The sequence below is a fragment of the Fibrella aquatica genome, from assembly GCF_041321135.1.
Classification (GTDB): domain Bacteria; phylum Bacteroidota; class Bacteroidia; order Cytophagales; family Spirosomataceae; genus Fibrella; species Fibrella aquatica.
The window spans coordinates 139,923-165,049 of record NZ_JBGGWF010000009.1 but is presented as its reverse complement, the minus strand read 5'-3'; the positions used below and the strand labels follow the sequence as shown (position 1 = coordinate 165,049).

Below are 25,127 nucleotides of genomic sequence, written 5' to 3'. Positions count from 1 at the left end.
GAAAAAGCCGACGCCGTTGAGGCGTCGGCTTTGCGAAAAAAGAGGAGTTTACAGATTGTGCACTACTGCATCAACTTCACGAAATCGTCGAACAGGTAGCGCGAGTCATGCGGTCCTGGTGAGGCCTCGGGATGATATTGTACAGAGAATGCAGGTTTGTCTTTCCGGCGAATACCTTCGATCGTCTTATCGTTCAGGTTGATATGCGTCACCTCTACATTGGCGTGGTCCATTACCTCATCAGCAACTACGGCGAAACCATGGTTTTGCGAGGTAACCTCACACAGACCCGTGATCAGGTTCTTGACAGGATGATTCAGGCCTCGGTGACCGTTATGCATTTTGTAAGTTCCGATTCCGCTGGCAAGCGACAAAATCTGGTGACCCAGACAAATACCAAACAAAGGCTTTTCGGTCTCTAGGGCTTGTTTAACTGTGTCTACCGCATATGACATAGCTGCCGGATCGCCAGGTCCGTTTGAGATAAAGAAGCCATCCGGGTTGAAAGCCTGCAACTCAGCAAACGACGTTTTCGCAGGGAAAACCCGACAATATGCTCCCCGATCGGCCAGATTTTGCACAATACTCTTCTTAACACCGAGATCGAGCACGGCTACCCGGAAACGCGAGTCCTCCAGACCTAACTCATATGTTGCCTGTGTACTCACTTCTGAAGACAGCTCAAGACCAGCCATATCAGGTACGTTAGCCAATTCGGCACGTAACACATCAGCATCAAGGATAACCGAGGAAATAATGCAGTTCATTACTCCCTTGTCCCTAATATGACGCACGAGCTGACGGGTATCGATTCCGTGAATACCAACGATATTGGCCTTCTCGAAGTACTGTTGCAACGACCCGTCGGCCAGATGACGCGAGTAGGTCGGCGAAAAGAAGTTACAGATCATGCCCCGAATTTTCACCCCAGCGGATTCTTCTTCGACGCCCAGTTGAATGCCGTAATTGCCAATGTGTGACGTAGTGTTCACAATCACTTGACCAAAGTATGACGGATCGGTATAGATTTCCTGGTACCCGGTCATACCAGTATTGAAACATATCTCACCGCCAGCTGTACCCATTTTGCCGAGGGCAAAACCTTTGAATACAGTGCCATCCTGCAAAACCAGTAACGCTTCGGGTTGTTGAGGGCGTGTCATTAGGGTATAATTGATGTTTTTGGTTAAAAAAAAGGGTTAACCGATAACCGGCTAACCCCATTTCTTTATGACGAGTGGCTTTTCACTATTCAGCGGCGGGCTTTGTTTCGTCATCTTTTGCTTCTTCAGCAGCAGGAGCCTCATCGGTAGATGTGGCTTCAACTACAGGCGCTTCTTGAGCAGCAGCAACAGGAGCTTCTTCTACAACTGCGGCTGGCGTTTCCTCAACCACTTCGGCTGAGGGCGTTTCGTCAGCAGCAACAGCTACAGGAACAACGTCAGTTGCACCAGCAGCGCCACGGCCTGAACCACCCCGACGGCTACGACGAGTTTTGGTTGCAGCCTGCTCAGCAGCAGCGGCCAGCAGTGTTTCGTTAAAGTCAACCAGTTCGATCAGGCAGGTCTCAGCTGCGTCACCTTTCCGGTTGCCCAGTTTGATGATGCGGGTGTATCCGCCAGGCCGAGAAGCGATCTTGTCCGACACTACGCCGAACAACTCCTTCATGCCCTCTTTGTGGTTCAGTGACTGGAAGACAACCTTACGATTTTGATTGTTATCTTCTTTGGCACGCGTCAGAATCGGCTCAACGTATTTACGAAGTTCTTTCGCCTTCGCAACCGTTGTCTCAATTCGCTTGTGCATAATCAGCGAAACGGCCATATTCGACAGCATTGCGTCGCGGTGCGAATGGGTCCGGCTGAGGTGATTATCTTTTTTACCGTGTCTCATTGTAGTAGTTTGTCGTTTGTCGTCCGACGTTCGAAGTGACAAACGTCAGACTTCAAACGGTAAACGTCAAACTGAGCTTATTCTTCGTCTAACCGATATTTCACAACGTCCATACCGAAGGTAAGACCTTTGTCGGCAACCAATTGCTCTAATTCAGTCAGCGACTTTTTACCAAAGTTGCGGAACTTCATCATATCTGAAATTTCCAGACGTACAAGATCGCCCAACGTCCGCACTTCAGCAGACTTGAGGCAATTGTAAGCACGTACAGACAGATCAAGATCAGCCAGTGACGTTTTGAGCAGCTTGCGCATATGCAGCATCTCTTCGTCAACGACATTGTCTTCTTCAGGCTTCACCGTATCAAACGTCATTGTTTGATCCGAGAACAGCATGAAGTGCTGAATCAGGATATGAGCGGCACCTTTCAGCGCTTCTTCCGGATGAATTGAACCGTCGGTCTCGATATCGAGAACCAGCTTTTCATAATCCGTTTTTTGCTCTACCCGCGTGTTCTCAACACCGAATTTAACGTTCTTCACCGGGGTGTAGACCGAGTCGATAGGGATATGACCGAATGGCAATTCGTTGGCACGCGGCTCATCGGCAGGTACGTAACCACGACCTTTTTCTACGAAGATTTCCATCTCCAGGTCGCGTGTATTGTCGATGTTGCAGATAACCAGATCTGGGTTCAACACTTCAAATGATGCCGTTGCCTTGCTGATATCACCAGCTTTCAGCATCGACTGACCTTTGATGTTGACCGTGATCTTGTTGTCGACCATATCATTAACCTTCTTAAACCGAACCATTTTCAGGTTCAGGATAATTTCAGTTACATCTTCAACAACTCCCTCAATCGAAGAGAATTCATGGAGTACGCCTGGAAACTTGACGCTAGTGATGGCGTAACCTTCCAGTGACGACAACAGTATGCGGCGTAAAGCGTTTCCAATTGTAACGCCATAACCCTTTTCGAGAGGCTTAAACTCAAATACACCGTGAAAGTCGTCGGCTTTTTCCATTACGACTTTATCGGGCATTTGGAAAGCTAATATAGACATACCTTTTCGTGGTTAACAGCCTAAAATTAAGACTACAGTTGGCCGAAGTGGTTCGCAGATAAACACTACCAACCGCTTCGGCCAACTATACTCATTTATTACTTAGAGTACAATTCAACGATCAATTGCTCGTTGACGTTCTCAGGAATTTGATCACGTTCAGGATAGCTGATAAACGTACCAGCTAATTGCTGTTGATCCCACTCCAGCCAGTTGAACCGCTTTGCATTACGAGCAGACAAGCTAGTCGTGATAGCTTCAAGCGACTTCGATTTCTCGCGAACTGCGATGATCTGACCAGGTTTCAGAGAGTATGAAGCAATGTTCACTACTTCTCCATCAACAGTGATATGTTTGTGAGAAACCAACTGACGGGCAGCCCGACGAGTTGAAGCGATACCCATGCGATAAACAGTGTTATCAAGACGGGCTTCACAAAGCTTCAGCAGGTTTTCGCCAGTGATGCCTTCTTTAACAGCGGCGCGGTGGAATAATCCACGGAACTGACGCTCCAGCACACCATAGATGTACTTCACTTTCTGTTTTGCCTGAAGCTGCTCAGCATATTCTGAGGTCTTACGCTTCCGACCGCGTCCGTGCATGCCGGGCGCATAGTTTTTCTTTTGTAAAGCTTTGACGGGGCCAATGATAGCCTCACCAAACTTACGGGCAATTTTGCCTTTTGGGCCAATATAACGTGCCATTATAAGAAATGAATAATGTGAAAAAGAGATCAGACACAACTGAATGTCGCCCAACCGTATTCATTGCTGCGGCAATAACCTGACTATAATTTAGTACTATGCCAAATGATTGCAATCAACTTTACCCAATACTATACGCGCCGACGTTTCGGAGGGCGGCAACCATTATGGGGCAGCGGGGTAATATCACGGATTGTAGTCACTTCGATTCCCGTGTTCTGTACAGTACGGATGGCTGACTCACGTCCGGCACCCGGGCCTTTTACGAACACTTCTGCCTTCCGCATACCCAATTCATGGGCAACCTGTGCGCAGTTCTGTGCAGCTGTTTGAGCTGCATAGGGGGTATTCTTTTTCGAACCACGGAAGCCCATCTTACCGGCAGATGCCCATGAGATAACCTGACCGTTCATGTTCGTAATCGAAATGATGATGTTGTTGAACGTAGCCCGGATGTGTACCTGACCTACTGACTCAACTACGACGACCCGCTTTTTAGCTTTGTCTTTACGTTTTGCTTGTGCCATTTGCTTAGATAATCGTCATTACTTTGAAGTTGGTCATTTCTTGTCATTAATAGCCATTTGTCGAACGCACTTTATTGAACGATAACTGACTAGCTAATGACTATGAATGACGTTTCAACTAATGACCATTTACTTATTTCGTTGCTTTCTTCTTGTTGGCAACCGTCTTACGCTTCCCTTTCCGAGTCCGTGAGTTGTTCTTGGTTTTTTGACCACGAACTGGCAGACCTTTCCGGTGACGCAGACCACGGTAGCAACCAATGTCCATCAACCGTTTAATGCTAAGCTGCACTTCTGATTTCAGTGCACCTTCTACTTTAAACTCTTCGCTGATAGCGTTACGAACAGCCGTAGACTCTTCGTCATTCCACTCACCAACTTTTTTGTTTTCATCGATACCAGCTTTTGCCAGAATCGTTTTTGCTGCGCTCCGACCGATACCATAGATGTACGTCAGCGAAATAGCGCCGCGCTTCTTATCGGGGATGTCAACACCTGCAATACGTGCCATAGTGCTTAACCTTGTCTTTGTTTGTAACGGGGATTCTTCTTGTTGATCACGTACAGTTTCCCTTTCCGCCGGATCACGATGCAGTCTACACTGCGCTTTTTAATTGACGCTTTAACCTTCATGGTTGCTTGCCTGTTTACTTGTAACGGTACACAATTCGCGCCTTACTCAAATCATAAGGCGACATCTCCAACTTCACACGGTCACCAGGCAGAATTTTGATGTAGTTCATCCGCATCTTTCCTGAGATGTGTGCAATCACTTCATGCTTGTTGGCGAGTTCTACCCGAAACATCGCATTAGACAATGCCTCTAGAATCACACCGTCTTGCTCAATCGAATTCTGTTTTGCCATATAGACGTTAAGCCACTGCTGCGGCACTCAACTCGATTTCCATACTGGTTCCAGCCGTCACTGCTTCGATATAATCGAATGTAGTCAGAATATCGACCTTCCCTTTACGAACTGCCACGGTATGCTCAAAATGTGCTGAGGGTTTGCGATCACTTGTCCGAATTGTCCAGCCATCGCGCTCCTGTACCACACCTTTTTTGCCGAAATTGATCATGGGCTCAATAGCAAGCACCATTCCTTCTTTCAGCTTCACACCCTGACCACGCTTGCCATAATTGGGCACTTGTGGCTCCTCATGTAATGATTGACCAACACCATGACCAACCAACTCACGTACTACCGTATATCCGAAATGCTCCGTATACGACTGAATAGCATAGCCAATGTCGCCAATCCGATTACCATCAACTGCTTTGGCCGTGCCAACGTATAAGGATTCCTTAGTACGCATCAGCAGTTTTCGAACACCAAGAGCAACTTCTCCTACCGGGTACGTATACGCACTGTCGGCGTGATAACCGTTCCGGAAAACGCCACAATCTACTGATATTATGTCGCCTTCCTTTAATTCGTAGCTGGTCGGAAAACCATGTACAACAACATCATTTACCGAAATACATAAAGCACCCGGAAAACGAGTAGCGGTACCATTGTTGAAACCAAGAAACGAGGGTATACCGCCATTATCCTTTATGAACGTCTGTGCAACAATGTCAAGTTCCTTAGTCGTAATCCCCGGACGAATCAGCTTAGCGACTTCGGCATGTGTTTTACCGAGTACCTGACCATTCTCACGAATGATCTCAATTTCTTCGTCGCTGCGTAATGTAATCATACGTTATTATGCTGGTATGCCTTCTGTACGGCCCTTAACTCGGCCAGACTTCATCAAACCTTCGTAACGACGCATTAACAGATAACTTTCAATCTGTTGCAATGTATCTAGTACCACGCCAACCATAATCAACAGCGAAGTTCCACCAAAGAAAGAAGCGAAACTCGAAGTCATGCCCAGCTGACTGGCTAACGAAGGCAGAATAGCAACGATAGCCAGCATAACAGCACCCGGCAAGGTAATATGGTCAAGTACCGTTCCGATATACTCTGAGGTAGACAGGCCCGGTTTAACTCCCGGAATGAAGCCACCACTGCGCTTCATGTCGTCAGAGATCTGAACAGGGTTAACCGAGATGGCCGTATAAAAGAACGTAAAGACTATAATTAACAAAGCAAACAACAGGTTGTACTGCCATGACGTGTAGTCTTGAAACGTATTATACAGCGACGCCATCGTCTCACTTTTTTCAGCACCTAAACCAAAGGCAAAGCCGGGTACGAACATCAATGCCTGAGCAAAGATGATCGGCATAACGCCGGCAGCATTCAATTTCAATGGCAAGTATTGGCGTTGACCACCTACCACTTTGTTGCCAACAACTTGCTTAGCATATTGAATCGGTATACGACGTACTGCTTGCGTGAGCAATACAGCACCCATAATCACGAAGTACAAACCAACCATCTCGATAAAGAAGATGAAGATCTGCGATGTTCCCCGTGAAAGAGCCTCGCCGTAAATAGCACCTGGCAGCCTTGATACAATACCGATCATGATGATCATCGAGATACCATTACCGATTCCTTTGTCAGTTATCCGCTCGCCCAGCCACATACAGAAGATGGTACCGGCAGTTAAGATAAATACAGCAGCAACCGTAAACAGTGTCCGATCAATGAACAGCGCATCAGCAGGGATCGTTGTACGGATGTACGTAACGGCCTGAATGGCTGTAACAAAGATTGTCAGTACCCGCGTAATTTGGTTCAGCTTCTTACGGCCCGACTCTCCTTCCTTCTGCATTTTCTGGAAGTAAGGGAGTGCCAGTGTCAAAAGCTGAATGGCAATTGACGCCGATATGTAAGGCATGATACCCAACGCAAAGATGGACGCCTTGCTGAAGGCACCACCCAGGAACGTATCAAGCAGGCCAAGGAGCCCGTCGGTACGCACATTTAAACGGGCTGGATCGACACCGGGGAGCACAATTTGCGTACCCAGTCGGAAGACCGTTATAAACAAAAGAGTGTTGAGGATACGTGTCCTCAACTCCTCAATTGAAAAGATATTCTTGATAGTCTCTATGAAACGGTTCATACAAGTCGTACGCGGCTTCCGGTGGTTAAATCGCAGACTCTTTCCTAGCAATCCGTTCGATAACGGTTACTTTCCCTCCTGCTTTCTCAATAGCCTCTTTGGCTGATGAGGAGAAGCCGTGGGCTGATACTTCCAGGGCTGACGTAACTTCACCACGGCTCAATACCTTGATGAGGTCATTTTTGCCAGCTAAACCATGTTCTCGCAGTACAGCGAAATCGATGGTTGTAACATTGGCAGTTGTGGCCAATTCCTGTAACGTATCCAGGTTGATTGGTTTGTACTCTACCCGAGTTGGGTTAGTAAAACCAAATTTAGGTAAGCGACGCTGAAGGGGCATTTGACCACCTTCAAAGTTTAGCTTACGGCTGTAGCCAGAGCGTGATTGAGCACCTTTGTGGCCACGGGTCGATGTTCCGCCCATTCCGGAACCTTGACCGCGACCGACTCGCTTGCGCTGCTTAACTGACCCTTTTGCCGGCTTGATATGACTTAGATTCATTGTCAGTTTGATTTAAATTTCTTCGATCTTAACCAGATGTTCGACCTTACGAATAACACCAGCGATAGATGGGTTATACTCCAGTACAATGCTCCGGTTAATTTTGCCCAAACCCAATGACTGGATCGCCAGTTTCTGAGTTTTAGGACGTTTGATGGTGCTGCGCACCTGAGTAATACGTACCTGTGCCATATTTCGTCTCGATTAACCGTTGAATACTTTCTTCAGTGACACCTGACGCTGGAAGGCAACCTGGTGAGGCAGACGCATCTTGATAAGCGCATCAATGGTAGCTTTTACTACGTTGTGCGGGTTAGATGAGCCTTTCGATTTTGCCAGTACGTCATGGATACCGGCGCTTTCCAATACAGCACGCATGGCACCGCCTGCGATAACACCTGTACCCGGAGCAGCTGGTTTAACCAACACGAAACCGCCGCCGAAACGACCTTCCATTTCGTGGGGTACAGTGCGCTTCAGCAAAGGAACCTGGAACAGGTTTTTCTTGGCATCTTCAACACCTTTGGTAATAGCGTCTGTTACTTCGTTCGCCTTACCCAGGCCATAACCTACTACGCCGTTGCCATCACCAACAACTACGATGGCCGCAAAACTGAAGCGACGACCACCTTTTACTACTTTGGCTACCCGATTGATCGCTACTACGCGCTCTTTCAGGTCAGCCTCGTTTACTTTTGACGGTTTTACGTTCGATACCATTCTCTTAGAAATTGAGGCCACCCTCACGGGCACCGTCAGCCAGGGCTTTCACCTTGCCGTGATACAAATAGCCGTTACGGTCAAAAACCACCGACTGTACATTCTGGGCGGCGGCCTTTTCGGCTAACCGCTGACCGACCATTTTCGCAGTTTCAACTGTGAAACCGCTCACTTCGGTCTTCAATTCCATTGAAGAAGCTGACACGAGTGTCTTTCCTGCTTCATCATCAATGATTTGTGCGTAGATCGCTTTATTAGAGCGAAATACAGATAAACGGGGGCGTGAAGGCGACCCGGATACTTTCGACCGGATACCAAACTTGATCCGTTGCCGTCTTGATTGTTTCGTTGCTGCCATTTTATTTGATACCGACCAAATGGGCGCTTATTACTTCTTACTTGCTGACTTACCAGCTTTCCGGCGAACCACTTCACCCACGAAGCGGATACCTTTTCCTTTGTATGGCTCAACCTTACGGAGTGAGCGAATTTTGGCAGCTACATCGCCAATCAACTGCTTGTCAGTCCCTTCCAGGATAACCTTTGGGTTCTGGCCTTTCTCAGTGATGGCAGTTGCTTTGATCTCAGCCGGAATCGCCAGGAAAATATTGTGTGAATAGCCCAGATTCAATTCCAGAATATTATTGGCAACCGAGGCTTTGTAACCTACACCAATAATTTCCAGATCAATTTTGAAGCCAGTGCTTACACCCACCACCATATTGTTCACCAGCGCACGGTAAAGACCGTGAAGGGCCTTATGCCGCTTTTGCTCAGTTGGGCGCGTTACCTTTACAATGCCATCTTCCATTGATACCGAAATATCACGGTCGATAGCCTGTGACAGGCTGCCTTTAGGGCCTTTCACCGTTACTACGTTCTCAGCATCTACGGAGACAGTAACGGCTGCAGGCAGTTCAATTTGTTTATTCCCTACGCGTGACATAGTGTTTCTTTGGTATTAATAAACGTAACACAACACCTCGCCGCCTATATTCAGCGTCCGGGCTTCTTTGTCCGTCATGACGCCTTTTGACGTCGACACAATGGCGACACCCAGTCCGTTCAAAATACGGGGCAACGTTGCTGCACCTGTGTATTGACGAAGACCCGGACGGCTAACCCGCTGCAAATCAACAATAGCTGACTGTTTTGTAGTCGGGTTGTATTTCAAGGCAATCTTGATTGTACCCTGAGGACCAGTTTCATCGAACTTGTAGTTCTGGATGAAGCCTTTTTCGAAGAGCACTTTCGTGATTTCTTTTTTAATATTTGATGCAGGTATTTCCACCACACGGTGCTTGGCACGGATGGCGTTTCTGACACGGGTCAAAAAATCTGCTATCGGATCTGTATTCATTTCTGCAAGGAGTTACTTGCTTGCCTGTATCTGAAAAAGGCTTGCAAAAGTACGGAAACTGTTTGAGAAATAAAACCTTACCAGCTTGACTTCGTTACACCCGGAATCTTACCGGCGCTTGCCATCTCGCGGAAGGTTACACGCGAAATACCAAATTTGCGCATGTAGCCACGAGGACGGCCAGTCAATTTGCAACGGTTGTGAAGACGAACCGGTGAGGCATTCCGTGGCAGTTTGTCTAAGCCAACGTAGTCGCCAGCCGCTTTAAGCGCAGCCCGTTTTGTCGCATATTTAGCGACTAAACCTTGCCGCTTGCGCTCTCTTGCTTTGAGTGATTCTTTAGCCATGGTTGGTTTTACTTATTTTTTGTTGCTGGCGAAAGGCATACCCAAAGCCCGCAGCAATTCGATGCTCTCCGCATCGGTATCTGCCGTTGTCACAAAGGTGATGTCCATTCCTGAAATACGTGACACCTTGTCGATGCTGATTTCTGGAAAGATAATCTGTTCTTTAACGCCGAAGGTATAGTTACCACGACCATCAAAGCCTTTGTCGCTAATTCCTTTGAAGTCACGAACGCGGGGCAGAGCCACCGTAGTCAGACGGTCCAGGAATTCGTACATTTTGTCACCGCGCAACGTAACTTTCGCACCAATGGGCATATTCTCCCGCAGTTTAAAGTTAGATACGGCTTTCTTTGACAGCGTTGGTACAGCCTTCTGACCAGTGATCGTTGTCAATTCGTCTACGCCTACATCGACCAGTTTCTTATCGGCAACAGCGGCACCAATGCCTTTGTTGATAACAATTTTGGTCAGGCGTGGCACCTGCATGGCTGACTTATACTCAAACTTCTGCTTGAGTTGTTCAGCCACTTCGTTTACATACTTATCTTTCAATCGTGGCGTGCTTGCCATTTCTTTGTCCGTTTAGTGTGTTTTGGAACACATTAGCCGATTAAAGCAGGTTGTTCGTCTTCTTAGAAAAACGCTGCAACTTCCCTTTCTCGTTCAGGCGGCGGCCCGTCCGGGTCGGCTCACCTGTGGCAGGATCAACGACCATCAGATTGCTGATGTGGATCGTACCTTCTTCTTTACGCAGTTCGCCCTGAGGATTTTGAGCCGTTGGCTTGATGTGTTTCGTGATCATTGCCACGCCTTCCACCTTCGCCCGGTCTTTCTCCCGGATTACTTCTTTGATGACGCCCCGTTGTCCTTTGCTATTACCAGAAAGTACCAATACGGTATCGCCGGTTTTGATGTGGAACTTGTGCGGAACGACTGTTTTCTTCTTTTCCATCCTGATGCCTTAGTTTAGATAACCTCGGGGGCTAGCGAAACGATTTTCATGAATTGCTTCTCGCGCAGTTCACGGGCAACCGGCCCGAAGATGCGCGTACCACGCGGCTCATCGTTATTGTTCAGTAATACCGCTGCATTGTCTTCGAAGCGAATGTATGAACCATCTTTACGACGTACCTCTTTCCTAGTCCGAACGACAACGGCTTTAGACACCGTGCCTTTCTTCATATTGCTAGACGGGATAGCGGCTTTGACCGTAACTACGATCTTATCGCCCAACGAAGCGTAGCGCTTGCCTGTACCGCCCAGTACGCGGATAACGAGTACTTCTTTCGCACCACTGTTATCTGCAACACCTAATCTTGATTCCTGCTGTACCATGGCTGCTTACTTCGCTTTCTCGATGATTTCAACTAAACGCCAACGCTTGTTCTTGCTCAACGGGCGGGTCTCCATGATCCGAACCGTGTCGCCGATACCGCACTCATTGTTCTCGTCGTGTGCCGTGAACTTGGTGGTGCTGGTCATAAATTTACCATACTTGGTGTGCTTCTCTTTCCGGTCAACGGCAACGGTAATGGTCTTCATCATTTTATTGCTGGTGACCTTACCAACGCGTTCTTTCCGGGCACTCCGTTCAACCGATGCTGCTGCGGCTGGCGCAGATGCTGCGACCTGCGGCTGAGTTTGCTCTTGTTGTGATTCCATTGCGATACGTAGCTAACGGGTTATGCCTGATTTTCCTTCTGGGTCAACTCCGTGTATAACCGGGCAATTAGCTTGCGGCTTTCCCGAATGCGCATTGGGTTCTCGATAGGAGACACCGCATGAGCGAAGGTTAGCTTCTGTAATTGCGATTTTTCGGCACTGATCTGCTCAACTAACTGATCGACCGACAGGGCTTTGATTTCTTGCTTTTTCATGGCTCTCTGATCTCCTGTGGCTTATGCCTCTTCTTCGATATAATCCCGACGAACAACGAATTTCGTACGTACAGGTAGTTTCTGAGCGGCTAACCGCAGTGCTTCCTGGGCAGTAGCGAGTGGAACACCGGTAGTCTCGAACATAATCGTTCCGGGCTTCACAACGGCTACCCAATATTCAGGGGCACCTTTACCTTTACCCATCCGTACTTCGGCGGGTTTCTTCGTGATAGGCTTGTCAGGAAAAATACGAATCCAGACTTGACCTTCCCGTTTCATAGCCCGTGTCACAGAGATACGAGCTGCTTCGATTTGCCGAGCCGTAATACGACCTGGTTCGAGTGATTTAATGCCAAATGTACCGAAGGAAATCTCGAACCCGCGTGTAGCGAGTCCTTTGATACGACCTTTGTGCATTTTGCGAAACTTGGTTCTTCTTGGCTGTAACATTGCTGTTATAGTGAGTTAAGGAATCGTGGGCTTATTCAGGTACGTGTACGCTGTGGGTCACCCACGGTTCACTGATGTCTATCGACGACCACCGCCGCCACCACCGCCGGGACGACCTGCGCCGCCACCGCCACGATTAGCGCCGCCAGGGGCTCCGCCACCACGATTATTGCCTCCGCGATCATTGCTGTTGCCGCCACGATCATTACGACCACGGCCACCACGATCACCGCCACGCTCATCGCCCCGACCACGGCCACCACGGTCGCCACGGTCATTACTTCCACCAGCACGGTCGCCGGCTGAAGCCTGTGACATCAGTGCAGCAGGTGACAAATCACGCTTACCGTACAGCTCACCTTTGAAGACCCATACTTTGATACCGATTTTACCATACACTGTCTGAGCTTCAGACAAGGCATAATCGATGTCGGCACGCATAGTGTGCAGAGGCACACGACCTTCTTTATATTGCTCTGAACGGGCAATCTCAGCACCGCCTAAGCGGCCCGATACTTTTACTTTAATACCTTGAGCACCTACACGGATAGCCGAGTTGATAGCCTGCTTCATGGCGCGACGGAATGAAATCCGGGCTTCCAATTGCTGAGCAATCGCTTCACCAATCAGTTTAGCGTCAATTTCAGGACGTTTGATCTCGAAGATATTGATCTGAACATCTTTGCCCGTGATCTTTTTCAGCTCTTCTTTGATCTTGTCAACTTCACCGCCGCCTTTACCAATGACGATACCCGGACGTGCCGTGTGAATCGTTAGGGTAATACGCTTAAGCGTCCGCTCAATAACAACCCGGGCAATGGCTCCTTTCGGAATACGTGCTGAGATGTATTTACGGATTTTCTGGTCTTCAACAAGTTTATCTGCGAACTCTTTGCCGCCGTACCAACTCGAATCCCATCCTTTGACGATGCCGAGCCGGAAACCTACTGGATTAATTTTCTGTCCCATTCGAGTTACGCGTTTTCAGATGTTTCGGGTGCCGTTTCGATGGTCGGCAGAGCGGGAGCCGCGCTATCGATCACCAACGTAATGTGGTTCGACCGTTTGCGGATCCGGTGACCACGGCCTTGTGGCGCTGGGCGCAGACGCTTTAACATCGTGCCACCATCAACGAAAATCGTTTTGATGTACAGGTCGGCATCTTCGATGCGCTCACCTTCGTATTTTACTTGCCAGTTGGCTACTGCCGAAAGAAGGACTTTTTGCAGTGTAACGGCAGCGGCTTGCGGCTGAAACCGCAGGATACCCAACGCCCGGCTCACACGCTGACCGCGAATCAAATCGACGATCAACCGCATTTTGCGAGGTGAAGTGGGTACATTTTTAAGCTTAGCTATTGCTTCCATTTCTAAGGAGTTAATAGTGAAAAGTTAATAGTGAAGAGTTATCTGCCTAGACACCAACTCTTAATTCTTAACTTTTAACCTTTCACTGATTTTACCGTTTGCCTTTGTCTTTCTTCGCCGTGTGACCACGGAAATTGCGGGTAGGAGAGAATTCACCTAGTTTGTGACCCACCATGTTCTCCGTTACATAGACCGGAATGAACTTGTTGCCGTTGTGCACAGCAAAGGTGTGACCTACAAAATCAGGTGAGATCATTGACCGGCGAGACCAGGTCTTGACCACCGATTTTTTGCCCGTATCGTTCAGCGCTTCCACCTTCTTGTCGAGGCGGTAGTCGATGTAGGGGCCTTTCTTTAAGGAACGTGCCATTTACTGCTTACTTTTTACGACGGCTGATAATCAATTTATTAGACGGGTTCTTCTTGCTCCGGGTCTTCTGACCTTTAGCAAATTGACCGTTCCGAGAGCGGGGGTGACCACCTGATGCACGACCCTCACCACCACCCATTGGGTGATCGACTGGGTTCATAGCAACACCACGTACCCGTGGACGGCGACCTAACCAACGCACACGACCGGCTTTACCCATCGTAACGTTCATGTGATCGGCGTTTGACACCGTACCAACCGTAGCTAAACATACGTTCAACACACGGCGGGTTTCACCAGAAGGCAAACGCAGTACAGCATAACGCTCTTCACGAGCAACAAGCTGTGCATACGTACCTGCTGAGCGCGCCATTGAACCGCCGCGACCTGGCTGCAATTCGATGTTGTGAACGATGGTACCAATTGGCATCTTCAACAGAGGTAATGCATTGCCCACGTCGGGTGATGCACCTTCGCCTGACTGAATGATCTGGCCCACCTGAATCCCTTGCGGAGAAATGATGTAGCGTTTCTCACCGTCTTCGTACTGTACCAGTGAGATACGGGCTGAACGGTTTGGATCATACTCTACCGAAATAACGGTAGCAGGCATGTCAAATTTATCGCGTTTGAAGTCGATAATTCGGTACATACGCTTGTGGCCTCCGCCAATATAGCGCATCGTCCGACGGCCTGTGTCGTTACGACCACCTGATTTTTTCAGGGGCTCTAACAGGCTCTTTTCGGGCTTGCTGGTAGTTAACTCCTTAAAATCAGGAGCCACGCGACCACGCATGCTGGGGGTGATTGGTCTTAGTTTTCTTACGCCCATGATAATGGTTCGGTTTGTCAGCCTATGGGGTCAGGCTATAAATCTCCGTAAATGTCGATCACTTCGCCTTCAGCGACGGTCACGATGGCTTTCTTAACGAGGGGAGTACGACCTGTAACAACCCGTCCGTTAATGTTTTTCGAGCGCTTTTTGCCCAGTTTCCGCATCGTGTTTACGCTCGTCACGTTTACACCATACAGTTGTTCTACAGCTCTGGCAATCTCGATTTTATTGGCTTTGGGATCTACCGCGAAGGCATATTGACCTAGCTTGTTCAGCACAGCCATCTTCTCGGTTACGATCGGTCTTTTCAGCACGTCCATGATTTAGTTCGCTAAGATGGTTTGCAGTTTCTCCAGGGCCTCTGTGCTGATCAGCAATTGGTCAGCATTCATCAGATCATACGTGTTCACCTGCGAAGCAGTGGTCACACGAGTTTTCTGTACGTTACGGCTCGACTTAACGATGTTGATATCTACGTCGGGCAGAATCAGCAGGGTCTTTTTGCCAGTCAGTTGCAACGCGTTCAGGAAGGCTACATAATCTTTCGTGCGTGGCGCATCGAATGTGAAGCTTTCCAGCACTGATACATTGCTAGCCTGGGCTTTGGCAGCCAGTGCAGAACGACGGGCCAGAGCCTTTACTTTCTTGTTCAGTTTGAACGAGTAATCACGAACGCGGGGACCGAAGATGGTACCACCACCCACAAATACGGGTGATTTAATGCTACCGGCACGAGCACCGCCCGTTCCTTTCTGCTTCTTGATCTTACGAGTCGAGTGGGCACTCTCTGCACGCTCTTTCGTTTTGTGCGTACCCTGCCGTTTGTTGGCCAGGTGCTGCTTAACGTCTAAGTAGATCGCGTGCGTGTTCGGTTCGATGCCGAAGATGGCGTCAGACAATTCGGCTTTCTTGCCTGTGTCTTCGCCTTTGCTGTTATATACGATAACTTCCATGACGGCTTACTTCTCGATTATGACGAATGAGTTCTTGGCACCTGGAACCGAACCGCTGACAACCAGCAGATTTTGCTCAGGCAACACACGTAACACTTTCAGGTTTTGAACCGTAACCCGGTTACCACCCATACGACCTGCCATGCGCAGACCTTTGAACACCCGTGAAGGGAATGAACAAGCACCAATCGAACCTGGGTGACGACCCCGGTTGTGCTGTCCGTGTGTTTGTCCGCCAACACCGCCGAAGCCGTGGCGTTTTACTACACCCTGGAAACCGCGACCCTTAGCCGTACCGACTACGTCAACGAAATCTCCCTCACCGAATACGTCTCCAATCAGGAGCGTATCGCCCAAGTTGAACGACTGCTCGAATTCTTTGAATTCAACCAGTTTCCGCTTTGGCGTTGTGTTAGCCGCTTTGAAGTGGCCCAACATCGGTTTGTTGGTGTTTTTCTCTCTTTTTTCTCCGTAACCCAATTGAACAGCTTCATAGCCATCCTTGTCCTTGGTGCGGACTTGGGTTACAACACAGGGACCAGTTTCAATTACTGTACATGCCAGAGCCTGCCCGTCCGCATTGTACACACTGGTCATCCCGATCTTTTTACCAATTAATCCAGACATTTTCTGTTTGTTAAAAAGCAGGTGAATGATTGATTAAACTATCACGGAGCGCCGTGCCGCCGGTAGGCCGGACCCCGCCGAAACGGAGCGCAAAAGTACGGGAAATAGACCGTGATTGCAACAGCTTGTTTTTCAGCACAAAAAAAGGTCAGGCGTTAGAACACCTGACCTCCTCAGGGCAAAACAACGTACCTCGTGGAACGCCTCTGCCGCTAACTAAATCAAATGTGGTTTCCTTTCGGACCTTCACTCGCTTCTATGTCGTTAATAAACTGTTGCGATTGGGAGTGCAAAAGTAGCAGAAAGTAATTGGGAATCAAAGTGCCGCCAAAAATTTACTTTCGCGTAGTGTCGACCACCGTTGTGGTTACGGTCGTTGTGGTCATCGCACCGGGTTTGCTAGCAGCAGGCTTGTCTTTTTTCCCAAATACCGAGAACGATACATTGATGTACTTCTTCGGGTTTTGTCGGAAATCAGTCAACAGCTTTTCCAGGCCACCCGCCGTTCGGCTTACGTTCACATAGAGCGAGTCATCTGTGGTAAGTTTGCCCAACGAGCCTTGACCCTTCTCAATGTTGCCCAGCAGCTTCTGCAGATTATCAATCGATTTGTTAGCGCTGTTTAACGTTTGCCGTAGTTGCAGTGCATTCAGCGAATCGGTGAATGTTGATGCCTTGGTCAAAATAGGACTCAACTCCCGGGTGGTTTGATCCAGCGAACGCGATAGTTGATTTACGTTCGCCAGCGCGAGCCGTAACCCCGCCCGGTTTTCGTTCAACGCACTATTCAACGTACCTGTAACGGTATTGGCCCCACGCAACGTCTGATTGAGTACGTCGGCGGTTTGATCGAATGAAGCAACTACATAGTTTAACCGCCGAGTCAGTGAATCAACGTTATTCAAAACCGGCAAGGTTTTTTCTTTGATCAGAGCCGAGATACCCTGCTCATTGGCCGCAATCAGTTCACCTTCATCAATGACGCCTCCTGCTCTGTTCAGCTCCAGACGAATGATTTTGCCACCCAGTAAGCCACCATCGGCCAGTAACGCTTTGGAACCCTGACGAACAACTACGTTTTTGTTCATGTCGATGGTTACCAGCAACTTATTTCCCTGCTCAGGCAACAGATCAATTTTGGCCACACGTCCTACTGTCAGTCCGTTTAGTAATACCGGGTTAGAGGTAGTAAGCCCGTCAACATTGTCGTAAACAACGGTGAACTGCTTATTTTTCTTGAAGATGTTGCTCCCCTTGAGAAAATTGAATCCGAAGAAAAACATGGTGAAGGTAACTAAGGCCAACAGGCCTACTTTCGCTTCCTGGGAGAGTTTCATGTAGCGTGAAAAGAATCAGTGCACATTCAGATGCGCTTCGACGTATAACCGGTAACAGGGGGGTCAGGGTTCAAGTAATACAATCCAAAGTTCAACGTCAAAGGTCTAAAGTGTGCCCCAGAGCACTATATTACCGGAGAATAGCGCCCTTCAAACGTTGAATGAGAGGAGTTTAAGTCTCAGTTCGCCCCTTCCATATCCCGCTTATATTGCTCAAAGGCATTATAAATGGCTCCGGCAATCCGCTCCTGCCCGGTATCAGAAGCCAAAAAATCTTCTTCGTTAGCGTTGGTGAGGTAACCGGCTTCTATCAGTACACTAGGCATCGTAGTACGCCACAACACCAGAAAACCAGCTTGTTTGACACCCCGACTATTTCGCTCTGCCTGACGACGGAAGTTGCGTTCGATTTTCTCGGCAAAGCTGATACTACTACCCATAAACGCATGTTGGTAATTAGCCAGCATAATATAGGCTAAGGGTGAGTTGGGGTTGAAGCCCTTGTACGTTTCCTGATAGTTTGCCTCTTTTAAAATAACCGCATTCTCCCGCTTCGCTACGTCGAGGTTACCTTCTGTTTTGTGCAAACCCATCGTGTACGTTTCGGTACCGTGAATAGCTTTTGAGTGGGGATTAGCGTTGCAGTGAATAGAAATAAACAGATCGGCGCGGTTACGGTTGGCAATAGCCGACCGCTCGGCAAGCTCAATGAAACGATCGGTGGTGCGGGTGTAGATAACGCGCATACCAGGCATCTCTTCTTTTATCTTCGCTCCCAATGCCATGACTAGCTTCAAATTCATGGTTTTCTCCTTGGCATACCGACCATGTGTTCCCGGATCTTTACCACCGTGCCCGGCATCGAGCACAACCGTACGGATCAGATTGGCTCGTCCGGCTGGGCGGGGTTGCTGATTGGTGCTATCTTGCCAGGCTGGTTTAGGCAACATTGTTCCAGCCATTAAGGGAACCAGCACTACGCAAAGTAGGATAATCTTAACAAGCATAACCGACTTGATGGGAGTAAAGGGTTTAATAAAAATTAACAGCAAAATGCGTTTCAAGGCAGTATCACGTGATTGTTCGTAGGTAACTTTGTAGGCTCTGTTGAGACGATTGACAGCAGCAAATGTAATTTTTGATAGAACCGAAAATCAGGTATATTATTTTACGGGTGACGAATTATACACTGCTACTGTGGCTATTAACAGCAGTTACGGGCCTTCTGCACGCGCAGGAGCGTCCCACTAATCCGTTGAGCCCATTGCCAGTACCACCCTCTATCCCAGCCAACACGCGCCCCGTCAGTACATCCTCCTCTGCCCCGCTACGTACCCAACGCACAAACATAACGGGCATTACCGGCGCTGATACCACTCGCCTGGGTGTAACAAAAGATACAACGAAGACCCCGGAAGACCAGTTTACCACCACCGTTCAATATTCTTCGAAGGATTCGAGCCAGGTAAATGGCCAGATTGTTGAGCTCTGGGGCGACGCAGAAGTTGTCTACGGGGCCATCTCACTTAAAGCCGACTACATTAAACTAAATCAGGCCACTAACGAAGTATATGCCCGGGGTCGATACGACTCGACGTCGAAGAAGACCGTGGGGTCACCCATTTTTAAAGACCGTAGCGAAGAATATAACACCAAAGAAATACGCTACAACTTTAAGACCAAGAAGGCACTTGTTCAGGGAATTGTAACGCAGCAGGGCGAAGGCAACATTCGCGGAAAAATAGTAAAAAAAGATGCTGACGATAATCTGTATATCCGGGGTTCGATCTACACAACCTGTAATCTGGCTACGCCCCACTTCCACATCAACGCCCCTAAACTGAAAGTAGTACACAACAAGCAGGTGGTGTCGGGGCCATTCAATCTGGTAATTAACCAAATTCCGTTACCCATTGGGCTTCCCTTCGGCTTTTTCCCGTTTCCTAAGAAAAAAGACATTGGCGTTTCCGGTATTCTGATGCCTCAATACGGCGAAGAACCCAACGGGCGCGGCTTTTACCTGCGCGACGGTGGCTATTACTGGGCGGTCAATGAAAACCTAGGCCTTCAGTTCACCGGGCAACTCTACTCACGCGGGAGCTGGGGACTAGGTACGTCGGGAGCGTATAACAAACGGTATCGCTACGCCGGTAGCTTCCAGCTTCGATACAACTACAACACGTCGGGGGCGCTTACTGAAGCAGAAAAACTCCTGAACCCGCCACGTACCGATTTTGCCATCAACTGGTCGCACGCGCCGCAGAATATTGGTCGTCGGGGGTCGTTTTCGGCCAACGTGAACGTGACCAGTAACAGCTACAATCAATTCAACTCCTTCAGCACACAAGCCGTTACATCCAACGTAGCCGGGTCGTCTATCCAGTACAGCCGCACCTTTGGAAAATACATTCGATCGGGCTCCAACATTCGCGTAAACCAGCAGTTCGGGCAGGTAAACCGGCAAACAGGCGTTCGCGAAAACGGGAAAACCGATGTAGGGGCCGATTTCAACCTGTCGGTAAACCAGATTGCGCCATTCGCCCTAAAAGGCGGCACCGGAAAATGGTACGAAAGCTTTCGCGTAGGCTTCCAGTTCGACGCGCAGGCGCAGATCAACAACACCATTCGCACACAACTCGACACCAGCGGACTTGGCTTCAACGTGCTTCCTCCCGATGGGGTTACCCTTCTGAGCCGCGAACAGCGCGTACGAGATAGCCTGGCTCGTGCAGAATTGATCCGATTAGGGCAAACGGTAACTGACCCAAACCTGATTGCGTTCAATTTCGATAACCTCAGCCGCATTTTAGATAACCGCAACGTAACCATGCGCTATAGCATTCCGGTGGCGCTGCCTAACTTTAAAATTGCCCGCTACATCAACTTCACGCCCGGCTTTTCACTACAGGGCGACGTTTATAGCCGACAGTTGACCTACACGTACGATCCTGTGAAAGACGGCGTGCGTATTGATACGGCCCGTGGTTTCTTCCCCACTTATTCGTTTGCCACCAACGCCAGCCTCAACACGCGGGTATATGGCACCTACTTCTTCCGGGGCAAACGGCTCGAAGCTATTCGCCACACGGTAGCACCTTCTGTCTCTATCAGCTACACACCCGACTTCTCAGGCTCTTCATTTGGCTTCTTCACTACCCTGCCTGCCGTGGGTGAGAAACTGGCTAACCTTCCCGAATATCGCCGGACACTCTCGCGGTATAGGGGTTTGGGCGGTACGTATGGCAGTAGCGCGCCGGGACAAAATGCCGTAATTTCCTTTGGCATTGTAAACCAGCTGGAAATGAAAGTGCGCTCAAGGGACGATACATCAGGGGCTGAATTCAAGAAGATTCCACTCTTCGATAATATCAGTATCAACGGCAGTTACAATGTGCTGGCACCGGAATATAAGCTCTCGCCGATCAACGTCAGCGCCAATACACAGATCTTCAAAAACGTCAATTTCAACCTGTCGTCAACGTTTGATCCGTATGCGTATCGGCCTTTTTACAACGCCTACTATAATCCTTACCAAACCGGTTTCACAGGGTATGACCCGGCTGTAGCCGCCATTGTCGGTCAGGAATCGACGGTAACGTACCCACGAATCAATCGGTATTCTGTGTTTGAAGGACAAGGTTTAGGGCGATTGACCAGTCTTCAGGCTTTCGTGAGCACCCGGTTTGCGCCGAAAAAGGCCGACGCCCCCAAGAAATCACCCAACGCGTCGGACGCTACGCTGAAAGCGATTAACCAGAACCCCGATCTGTACGTCGATTTTGACATTCCATGGACGGTCAACGTTAGCTATTCGTTTGGCTATACTCGCCTGACTCCCATGCAAAGCGCCATCATTCAAACACTGAACCTAACCGGCGACTTCAGCCTGACGCCCAAATGGAAGTTTACCTACCAGACGGGCTACGATTTCCAGTTCAAAGCCCCTTCGCTCACAACCATCGGCGTGAACCGTGACCTGCATTGCTGGGAAATGGCCTTCAACTGGACGCCCTACGCCGGTAGTGCCAGCCGCGCCGGTAACTACTCGTTCGATTTACGCGCCAAATCGTCGATTCTTCAGGAGTTGAAACTCAGCCGCCGCCGCTCGTTCTTCGATAATGGCGGTTTTGGCGGCGGCTATCGCTAGCACCACAAAACATTTACCGGTACTCTTGCCGTTTAGGTAGTGGTCTGTTAACAGGTCATCTACACTCAACGTCATGTACAATCCGGTTTCTACCTATCGCGTGCAACTGCACGAGAATTTCACATTTGCCGATCTCGAAAAACAGATCGAATACCTGCATAAGTTAGGTGTTACCACTATTTACGCTTCGCCGACACTGGCCGCTACGCCCGGCAGCACCCACGGGTACGATGGTATTGACCCGCAACGCATCAACCCGGAAATAGGTACGCTGGATCAGTTACGAAGCCTGAGCCAGAAATTAAGGGAACACAACATGGGTTGGGTACAGGACATTGTACCTAACCATCTGGCTTTCCACCCCGCCAACCCTTGGATAAGCGATGTGCTGGAAAAGGGGCATCAGTCTCTTTATGCCGGGTATTTTGATATTCCAGGCAGTAACGAATTGTTCGACGGAACGTTAATGGCTCCCTTTCTGGGTCAGAAACTGGTCGAAATCATCAAAAATGGCGAACTGCGGGTAGCGTATCTGCATCAGCGGCTCGTGCTTCAGTACTACGATAGCCATTTTCCGCTGGCCCCGCACACCTACGCACAGGCGCTCGTATCAGAAGAACAACAACATGCCGATGTGTTTGCCACCAACGTACCTGCGGCCCTGTCGCAATGGCTATCGCAGATAAACGGCGTTTTCGCGCCTGAACCAACCAACCCGGTAATCGACGTAACGGATCAGCGCGGTTTTGTTGATCAGCAGCACGCCTTTGTGGGAAACCCCGCCCTGATTTGGGACGAAGCCCGGCTGGAACTGGCAGCACTCATGGACGATGATGAAGCCGTTCGCCACTACGTGGAAACGCGCCTAGCCTGGTTCAACCAATCGGCCGACGATATTCATGCGCTTTGCGAAGAACAACACTACCGCCTTTGCGATGGGGAAGAAACCCGGAGACGCATCAACTTCAGACGTTTCTTTACCGTTAACGGCCTTATTTGCCTGGCTGTAGAACGGCCCGAGGTGTTCGACAAAGTGCATCAACTCACGCACGAATTGGTAGCCGATGGTACATTTCAGGGCCTCCGCATCGACCATATCGACGGCCTCTTCGACCCGGCGGGTTATCTGGATCGACTACGGGAAACAATGGGTACCGAACCCTACATTGTTGTCGAGAAAATTCTGGAACCCGGCGAAGCCATGCCCGCCGATTGGCCCATTCAGGGAAGCAGCGGGTACGACTACCTGGCACTAGTCAATAACATACTGACCGACCCCGCTGGAAAGGAAGCCTTCACGCAGTTCTATGAAAAACTGGTTGGTAACACCACACCGATTCACGATCAGATTCTAAGTCGGAAAGCGTATATCCTGTATCAGGATATGGGTGGCGAACTGGCCAACCTCTACAAATTCTTCTGGCATCAGCAATTGGCTACCGGTGAAGAACTAGCCAACGTCAACGAAACCATGCTGCTGCTGACCATTGCCGAACTACTGGTGCAATGCCCTGTGTACCGCTACTATGGCAATCAGTTTCCGCTGGAAGCAGACGAGGCCGACGCCCTGCGACATATGCTCGACGGAGTGCGTAACCGGGCGGTCGAATTCAAGGCACCAGCCGACCTGCTGGAGCAAATCTGGTTGATCAATCCGCAACGAGGTGAGGCTGAGTACAACGCTCGTGCCCTGCGGTTTTACCAGCGATGCATGCAGTTTACCGGGCCGCTTATGGCCAAAGGCGTTGAAGACACCCTGCTCTACACGTATTTCCGTTTTATCGGACATAACGAAGTAGGCGACTCGGCCGAGGCGTTCGGCATGGACATACCTGCGTTCCATCGCACCATGGAGGAGCGGCAGACACAGTGGCCATTGGCGATGAACGGCACCTCGACCCACGATACCAAACGGGGCGAAGATGTACGCGCCCGTCTGAATGTGCTGACTGCCCTTGGCAATGAATGGGTAGAAACAGCACAACAATGGCTGGACAAAACGGCTTCGCACAGGCCGCAGAATATGCCTGACCAAAACGATGCTTATTTCATTCTGCAAACGCTGGTTGGCGCACATCCCTTTGCCGGAGAAGACAGCGACGATTTCCAGAACCGCCTGAAAGAGTACGTAACAAAAGCCTTGCAGGAAGCTAAGCGACATACAAGCTGGACAGCGCCAAACCAGCGTTATATGGATGCCACTCACGCATTCATCGACCATTTGCTGGATCAGGAAGGCTCGTTCTGGTCCGAATTTCTCTCTTTCCTGAATAGCATCGCCGATTTTGCCATCATCAATTCACTGGCGCAAGTGCTACTGAAATTCACCACGCCAGGTGTACCCGATGTTTATCAGGGATGCGAATTACACGATCTAAGCCTGGTAGATCCCGACAATCGCCGCCCGGTTGATTACGCTCATCGGGCCAAACTGATGGCTAGCCTAGCCTTACCCGAACGTACCCAGCCAGCCACCTTATGGGAGAATCGATTTAGCGGAGAGTCTAAACTGTGGCTCACCCAGCTTTTGTTGGAGACACGGCGTGCCCAGCCCGATTTCTGGGCCAACGCCGACTATGTTGCAGTCGAGGTAGAGGGCGAATACCGCGAGCATATTCTAGCCTTTTCCCGGCAGCATCAGGGGGCCGAATATGTTGTTGTGGTACCGCTTCATCTGGCACGCTTGTGTAGTCAGGCAGGTGTCAGCGATCCTATGATGATCAACTGGCAGGATACACGGGTTGTGATGCCGACCGAACGTACCTGGCACGACTGCCTGCTTAATACCAGCGGCAGTGCGTTGACGATAAACGATCTGTTCCGAAACAAACTGCCGATGGCCTTGCTAAGAATGGCAGACTGATAGGATGCCGAATATTGGATGCTGGCTATTGGATGCTGGACGCTGGACATTAGATGTCTGGCATCCAGCATCCAATAGCCAGCATCCAACTCTGGGGTTTTCGCGTTGAATATGTTAGTAAAAACCTGATTTTCTTTACATTCGCGGACTGTACTCAACA

Annotated in this window: 34 protein-coding genes; 2 read left to right on the top strand and 32 right to left on the bottom strand. The window is 49.4% G+C overall.

The genetic code is table 11. The features are described from left to right. Nucleotides 1-62: 62 nt before the first annotated feature. The 32 genes from carA to ACAW87_RS19105 form a co-directional block, all read right to left on the bottom strand. Nucleotides 63-1,163, bottom strand: a complete 1,101-nt coding sequence (gene carA / locus ACAW87_RS19260) for a glutamine-hydrolyzing carbamoyl-phosphate synthase small subunit (protein ID WP_370725262.1) — start codon at nucleotides 1,161-1,163, stop codon at nucleotides 63-65. A gap of 85 nt (nucleotides 1,164-1,248) precedes the next feature. Further along, nucleotides 1,249-1,893 carry a 50S ribosomal protein L17 gene (rplQ, locus tag ACAW87_RS19255; RefSeq protein WP_370725261.1) on the bottom strand — a complete coding sequence of 215 codons (645 nt, stop codon included), beginning with the start codon at nucleotides 1,891-1,893 and terminating at the stop codon, nucleotides 1,249-1,251. A gap of 77 nt (nucleotides 1,894-1,970) precedes the next feature. Next, the gene (locus ACAW87_RS19250) at nucleotides 1,971-2,960 is read right to left on the bottom strand and encodes a DNA-directed RNA polymerase subunit alpha (protein WP_370725260.1); all 990 of its coding nucleotides are present in this window, start codon (nucleotides 2,958-2,960) and stop codon (nucleotides 1,971-1,973) included. A gap of 98 nt (nucleotides 2,961-3,058) precedes the next feature. Further along, on the bottom strand, nucleotides 3,059-3,664 hold the full coding sequence (gene rpsD / locus ACAW87_RS19245) for a 30S ribosomal protein S4 (RefSeq protein WP_370725259.1): 606 nt from the start codon (nucleotides 3,662-3,664) through the stop codon (nucleotides 3,059-3,061). A 131-nt stretch (nucleotides 3,665-3,795) separates the two neighbouring features. Then, nucleotides 3,796-4,191, bottom strand: a complete 396-nt coding sequence (gene rpsK, locus ACAW87_RS19240; RefSeq protein WP_085412266.1) for a 30S ribosomal protein S11 — start codon at nucleotides 4,189-4,191, stop codon at nucleotides 3,796-3,798. 133 nt (nucleotides 4,192-4,324) lie between these two features. Continuing rightward, complete coding sequence (gene rpsM, locus ACAW87_RS19235; RefSeq protein WP_370725258.1) at nucleotides 4,325-4,702, bottom strand: 30S ribosomal protein S13; 378 nt, start codon at nucleotides 4,700-4,702, stop codon at nucleotides 4,325-4,327. Nucleotides 4,703-4,707: 5 nt separating this feature from the next. Next, complete coding sequence (gene rpmJ, locus ACAW87_RS19230) at nucleotides 4,708-4,824, bottom strand: 50S ribosomal protein L36 (RefSeq protein ID WP_207329619.1); 117 nt, start codon at nucleotides 4,822-4,824, stop codon at nucleotides 4,708-4,710. Between the two features lie 14 nt (nucleotides 4,825-4,838). Next, complete coding sequence (infA, locus tag ACAW87_RS19225; protein WP_009284801.1) at nucleotides 4,839-5,057, bottom strand: translation initiation factor IF-1; 219 nt, start codon at nucleotides 5,055-5,057, stop codon at nucleotides 4,839-4,841. Nucleotides 5,058-5,064: 7 nt separating this feature from the next. Beyond that, nucleotides 5,065-5,892 (bottom strand): type I methionyl aminopeptidase, encoded by an 828-nt coding sequence (map, locus tag ACAW87_RS19220; RefSeq protein ID WP_370725257.1) that lies wholly within the window; start codon nucleotides 5,890-5,892, stop codon nucleotides 5,065-5,067. 6 nt (nucleotides 5,893-5,898) lie between these two features. Then, complete coding sequence (gene secY / locus ACAW87_RS19215; protein WP_370725256.1) at nucleotides 5,899-7,212, bottom strand: preprotein translocase subunit SecY; 1,314 nt, start codon at nucleotides 7,210-7,212, stop codon at nucleotides 5,899-5,901. A gap of 25 nt (nucleotides 7,213-7,237) precedes the next feature. Continuing rightward, nucleotides 7,238-7,714 carry a 50S ribosomal protein L15 gene (rplO, locus tag ACAW87_RS19210; protein ID WP_370725255.1) on the bottom strand — a complete coding sequence of 159 codons (477 nt, stop codon included), beginning with the start codon at nucleotides 7,712-7,714 and terminating at the stop codon, nucleotides 7,238-7,240. Between the two features lie 12 nt (nucleotides 7,715-7,726). After that, entirely contained in the window at nucleotides 7,727-7,906 is a 180-nt protein-coding gene (rpmD, locus tag ACAW87_RS19205; RefSeq protein WP_207329615.1) for a 50S ribosomal protein L30, read from the bottom strand. 12 nt (nucleotides 7,907-7,918) lie between these two features. Further along, nucleotides 7,919-8,434: a 30S ribosomal protein S5 gene (rpsE, locus tag ACAW87_RS19200; protein ID WP_085412259.1), complete on the bottom strand. Its 516-nt coding sequence runs from the start codon at nucleotides 8,432-8,434 to the stop codon at nucleotides 7,919-7,921. Nucleotides 8,435-8,438: 4 nt separating this feature from the next. Then, nucleotides 8,439-8,792, bottom strand: coding sequence for a 50S ribosomal protein L18 (gene rplR, locus ACAW87_RS19195; protein ID WP_370725254.1), 354 nt, complete (start codon nucleotides 8,790-8,792; stop codon nucleotides 8,439-8,441). A 30-nt stretch (nucleotides 8,793-8,822) separates the two neighbouring features. Then, on the bottom strand, nucleotides 8,823-9,380 hold the full coding sequence (rplF, locus tag ACAW87_RS19190; RefSeq protein WP_370725253.1) for a 50S ribosomal protein L6: 558 nt from the start codon (nucleotides 9,378-9,380) through the stop codon (nucleotides 8,823-8,825). Nucleotides 9,381-9,395: 15 nt separating this feature from the next. Beyond that, nucleotides 9,396-9,794: a 30S ribosomal protein S8 gene (rpsH, locus tag ACAW87_RS19185; RefSeq protein WP_085412256.1), complete on the bottom strand. Its 399-nt coding sequence runs from the start codon at nucleotides 9,792-9,794 to the stop codon at nucleotides 9,396-9,398. Between the two features lie 77 nt (nucleotides 9,795-9,871). After that, nucleotides 9,872-10,141, bottom strand: coding sequence for a 30S ribosomal protein S14 (gene rpsN / locus ACAW87_RS19180; protein ID WP_085412255.1), 270 nt, complete (start codon nucleotides 10,139-10,141; stop codon nucleotides 9,872-9,874). 12 nt (nucleotides 10,142-10,153) lie between these two features. Beyond that, entirely contained in the window at nucleotides 10,154-10,711 is a 558-nt protein-coding gene (gene rplE, locus ACAW87_RS19175) for a 50S ribosomal protein L5 (RefSeq protein ID WP_085412254.1), read from the bottom strand. Nucleotides 10,712-10,751: 40 nt separating this feature from the next. Continuing rightward, on the bottom strand, nucleotides 10,752-11,093 hold the full coding sequence (rplX, locus tag ACAW87_RS19170; RefSeq protein ID WP_370725252.1) for a 50S ribosomal protein L24: 342 nt from the start codon (nucleotides 11,091-11,093) through the stop codon (nucleotides 10,752-10,754). Nucleotides 11,094-11,107: 14 nt separating this feature from the next. Then, nucleotides 11,108-11,476, bottom strand: a complete 369-nt coding sequence (gene rplN / locus ACAW87_RS19165; protein ID WP_370725251.1) for a 50S ribosomal protein L14 — start codon at nucleotides 11,474-11,476, stop codon at nucleotides 11,108-11,110. Nucleotides 11,477-11,482: 6 nt separating this feature from the next. Beyond that, nucleotides 11,483-11,803: a 30S ribosomal protein S17 gene (rpsQ, locus tag ACAW87_RS19160; RefSeq protein ID WP_370725250.1), complete on the bottom strand. Its 321-nt coding sequence runs from the start codon at nucleotides 11,801-11,803 to the stop codon at nucleotides 11,483-11,485. Between the two features lie 20 nt (nucleotides 11,804-11,823). After that, nucleotides 11,824-12,018: a 50S ribosomal protein L29 gene (gene rpmC, locus ACAW87_RS19155; RefSeq protein ID WP_370725249.1), complete on the bottom strand. Its 195-nt coding sequence runs from the start codon at nucleotides 12,016-12,018 to the stop codon at nucleotides 11,824-11,826. A 21-nt stretch (nucleotides 12,019-12,039) separates the two neighbouring features. Continuing rightward, nucleotides 12,040-12,468 (bottom strand): 50S ribosomal protein L16, encoded by a 429-nt coding sequence (gene rplP, locus ACAW87_RS19150; protein ID WP_370725248.1) that lies wholly within the window; start codon nucleotides 12,466-12,468, stop codon nucleotides 12,040-12,042. A 78-nt stretch (nucleotides 12,469-12,546) separates the two neighbouring features. Next, a complete protein-coding gene (gene rpsC, locus ACAW87_RS19145; RefSeq protein WP_207329609.1) occupies nucleotides 12,547-13,437 on the bottom strand; it encodes a 30S ribosomal protein S3 in 891 nt (296 codons plus the stop codon). A 5-nt stretch (nucleotides 13,438-13,442) separates the two neighbouring features. Continuing rightward, nucleotides 13,443-13,835, bottom strand: a complete 393-nt coding sequence (rplV, locus tag ACAW87_RS19140; protein WP_085412248.1) for a 50S ribosomal protein L22 — start codon at nucleotides 13,833-13,835, stop codon at nucleotides 13,443-13,445. Between the two features lie 91 nt (nucleotides 13,836-13,926). After that, nucleotides 13,927-14,205, bottom strand: coding sequence for a 30S ribosomal protein S19 (rpsS, locus tag ACAW87_RS19135; protein ID WP_085412247.1), 279 nt, complete (start codon nucleotides 14,203-14,205; stop codon nucleotides 13,927-13,929). A 7-nt stretch (nucleotides 14,206-14,212) separates the two neighbouring features. Further along, nucleotides 14,213-15,037: a 50S ribosomal protein L2 gene (gene rplB / locus ACAW87_RS19130; RefSeq protein WP_370725247.1), complete on the bottom strand. Its 825-nt coding sequence runs from the start codon at nucleotides 15,035-15,037 to the stop codon at nucleotides 14,213-14,215. 35 nt (nucleotides 15,038-15,072) lie between these two features. Beyond that, nucleotides 15,073-15,360 (bottom strand): 50S ribosomal protein L23, encoded by a 288-nt coding sequence (gene rplW / locus ACAW87_RS19125; RefSeq protein WP_370725246.1) that lies wholly within the window; start codon nucleotides 15,358-15,360, stop codon nucleotides 15,073-15,075. A 3-nt stretch (nucleotides 15,361-15,363) separates the two neighbouring features. Beyond that, on the bottom strand, nucleotides 15,364-15,993 hold the full coding sequence (gene rplD / locus ACAW87_RS19120) for a 50S ribosomal protein L4 (RefSeq protein WP_370725245.1): 630 nt from the start codon (nucleotides 15,991-15,993) through the stop codon (nucleotides 15,364-15,366). Nucleotides 15,994-15,999: 6 nt separating this feature from the next. Continuing rightward, complete coding sequence (rplC, locus tag ACAW87_RS19115) at nucleotides 16,000-16,620, bottom strand: 50S ribosomal protein L3 (RefSeq protein WP_370725244.1); 621 nt, start codon at nucleotides 16,618-16,620, stop codon at nucleotides 16,000-16,002. Between the two features lie 335 nt (nucleotides 16,621-16,955). Continuing rightward, entirely contained in the window at nucleotides 16,956-17,957 is a 1,002-nt protein-coding gene (locus ACAW87_RS19110; RefSeq protein ID WP_370725243.1) for an MlaD family protein, read from the bottom strand. 179 nt (nucleotides 17,958-18,136) lie between these two features. Then, the gene (locus tag ACAW87_RS19105; RefSeq protein ID WP_370725335.1) at nucleotides 18,137-18,919 is read right to left on the bottom strand and encodes an N-acetylmuramoyl-L-alanine amidase family protein; all 783 of its coding nucleotides are present in this window, start codon (nucleotides 18,917-18,919) and stop codon (nucleotides 18,137-18,139) included. A gap of 212 nt (nucleotides 18,920-19,131) precedes the next feature. On the opposite strand from ACAW87_RS19105, the gene ACAW87_RS19100 reads away from it, so the two are divergent. Beyond that, nucleotides 19,132-22,104, top strand: a complete 2,973-nt coding sequence (locus ACAW87_RS19100; RefSeq protein WP_370725242.1) for a putative LPS assembly protein LptD — start codon at nucleotides 19,132-19,134, stop codon at nucleotides 22,102-22,104. Between the two features lie 73 nt (nucleotides 22,105-22,177). Next, complete coding sequence (gene treY, locus ACAW87_RS19095; protein WP_370725241.1) at nucleotides 22,178-24,967, top strand: malto-oligosyltrehalose synthase; 2,790 nt, start codon at nucleotides 22,178-22,180, stop codon at nucleotides 24,965-24,967. The last annotated feature ends 160 nt before the right edge of the window (nucleotides 24,968-25,127 follow it).

What these genes read in the sequence shown, in the direction of transcription:
- rpmJ (WP_207329619.1), bottom strand. Translation starts at nt 4,824, where the DNA reads ATGAAGGTTAAAGCGTCAATTAAAAAGCGCAGTGTAGACTGCATCGTG.
- rplP (WP_370725248.1), bottom strand. Translation starts at nt 12,468, where the DNA reads ATGTTACAGCCAAGAAGAACCAAGTTTCGCAAAATGCACAAAGGTCGT.
- rpsM (WP_370725258.1), bottom strand. Translation starts at nt 4,702, where the DNA reads ATGGCACGTATTGCAGGTGTTGACATCCCCGATAAGAAGCGCGGCGCT.
- rpsQ (WP_370725250.1), bottom strand. Translation starts at nt 11,803, where the DNA reads ATGGAATCACAACAAGAGCAAACTCAGCCGCAGGTCGCAGCATCTGCG.
- map (WP_370725257.1), bottom strand. Translation starts at nt 5,892, where the DNA reads ATGATTACATTACGCAGCGACGAAGAAATTGAGATCATTCGTGAGAAT.
- rpmD (WP_207329615.1), bottom strand. Translation starts at nt 7,906, where the DNA reads ATGGCACAGGTACGTATTACTCAGGTGCGCAGCACCATCAAACGTCCT.
- treY (WP_370725241.1), top strand. Translation starts at nt 22,178, where the DNA reads ATGTACAATCCGGTTTCTACCTATCGCGTGCAACTGCACGAGAATTTC.
- rplF (WP_370725253.1), bottom strand. Translation starts at nt 9,380, where the DNA reads ATGTCACGCGTAGGGAATAAACAAATTGAACTGCCTGCAGCCGTTACT.
- rplR (WP_370725254.1), bottom strand. Translation starts at nt 8,792, where the DNA reads ATGGCAGCAACGAAACAATCAAGACGGCAACGGATCAAGTTTGGTATC.
- rpsE (WP_085412259.1), bottom strand. Translation starts at nt 8,434, where the DNA reads ATGGTATCGAACGTAAAACCGTCAAAAGTAAACGAGGCTGACCTGAAA.
- rplX (WP_370725252.1), bottom strand. Translation starts at nt 11,093, where the DNA reads ATGGAAAAGAAGAAAACAGTCGTTCCGCACAAGTTCCACATCAAAACC.
- rplE (WP_085412254.1), bottom strand. Translation starts at nt 10,711, where the DNA reads ATGGCAAGCACGCCACGATTGAAAGATAAGTATGTAAACGAAGTGGCT.
- rpsD (WP_370725259.1), bottom strand. Translation starts at nt 3,664, where the DNA reads ATGGCACGTTATATTGGCCCAAAAGGCAAAATTGCCCGTAAGTTTGGT.
- rpsC (WP_207329609.1), bottom strand. Translation starts at nt 13,437, where the DNA reads ATGGGACAGAAAATTAATCCAGTAGGTTTCCGGCTCGGCATCGTCAAA.
- ACAW87_RS19250 (WP_370725260.1), bottom strand. Translation starts at nt 2,960, where the DNA reads ATGTCTATATTAGCTTTCCAAATGCCCGATAAAGTCGTAATGGAAAAA.
- rplN (WP_370725251.1), bottom strand. Translation starts at nt 11,476, where the DNA reads ATGGTACAGCAGGAATCAAGATTAGGTGTTGCAGATAACAGTGGTGCG.
- rpmC (WP_370725249.1), bottom strand. Translation starts at nt 12,018, where the DNA reads ATGAAAAAGCAAGAAATCAAAGCCCTGTCGGTCGATCAGTTAGTTGAG.
- rplO (WP_370725255.1), bottom strand. Translation starts at nt 7,714, where the DNA reads ATGAATCTAAGTCATATCAAGCCGGCAAAAGGGTCAGTTAAGCAGCGC.
- rpsS (WP_085412247.1), bottom strand. Translation starts at nt 14,205, where the DNA reads ATGGCACGTTCCTTAAAGAAAGGCCCCTACATCGACTACCGCCTCGAC.
- rplW (WP_370725246.1), bottom strand. Translation starts at nt 15,360, where the DNA reads ATGGACGTGCTGAAAAGACCGATCGTAACCGAGAAGATGGCTGTGCTG.
- rplC (WP_370725244.1), bottom strand. Translation starts at nt 16,620, where the DNA reads ATGTCTGGATTAATTGGTAAAAAGATCGGGATGACCAGTGTGTACAAT.
- ACAW87_RS19105 (WP_370725335.1), bottom strand. Translation starts at nt 18,919, where the DNA reads ATGGCTGGAACAATGTTGCCTAAACCAGCCTGGCAAGATAGCACCAAT.
- ACAW87_RS19110 (WP_370725243.1), bottom strand. Translation starts at nt 17,957, where the DNA reads ATGAAACTCTCCCAGGAAGCGAAAGTAGGCCTGTTGGCCTTAGTTACC.
- rpsH (WP_085412256.1), bottom strand. Translation starts at nt 9,794, where the DNA reads ATGAATACAGATCCGATAGCAGATTTTTTGACCCGTGTCAGAAACGCC.
- rpsK (WP_085412266.1), bottom strand. Translation starts at nt 4,191, where the DNA reads ATGGCACAAGCAAAACGTAAAGACAAAGCTAAAAAGCGGGTCGTCGTA.
- infA (WP_009284801.1), bottom strand. Translation starts at nt 5,057, where the DNA reads ATGGCAAAACAGAATTCGATTGAGCAAGACGGTGTGATTCTAGAGGCA.
- rplB (WP_370725247.1), bottom strand. Translation starts at nt 15,037, where the DNA reads ATGGGCGTAAGAAAACTAAGACCAATCACCCCCAGCATGCGTGGTCGC.
- rpsN (WP_085412255.1), bottom strand. Translation starts at nt 10,141, where the DNA reads ATGGCTAAAGAATCACTCAAAGCAAGAGAGCGCAAGCGGCAAGGTTTA.
- rplQ (WP_370725261.1), bottom strand. Translation starts at nt 1,893, where the DNA reads ATGAGACACGGTAAAAAAGATAATCACCTCAGCCGGACCCATTCGCAC.
- rplD (WP_370725245.1), bottom strand. Translation starts at nt 15,993, where the DNA reads ATGGAAGTTATCGTATATAACAGCAAAGGCGAAGACACAGGCAAGAAA.
- secY (WP_370725256.1), bottom strand. Translation starts at nt 7,212, where the DNA reads ATGAACCGTTTCATAGAGACTATCAAGAATATCTTTTCAATTGAGGAG.
- rplV (WP_085412248.1), bottom strand. Translation starts at nt 13,835, where the DNA reads ATGGAAGCAATAGCTAAGCTTAAAAATGTACCCACTTCACCTCGCAAA.
- carA (WP_370725262.1), bottom strand. Translation starts at nt 1,163, where the DNA reads ATGACACGCCCTCAACAACCCGAAGCGTTACTGGTTTTGCAGGATGGC.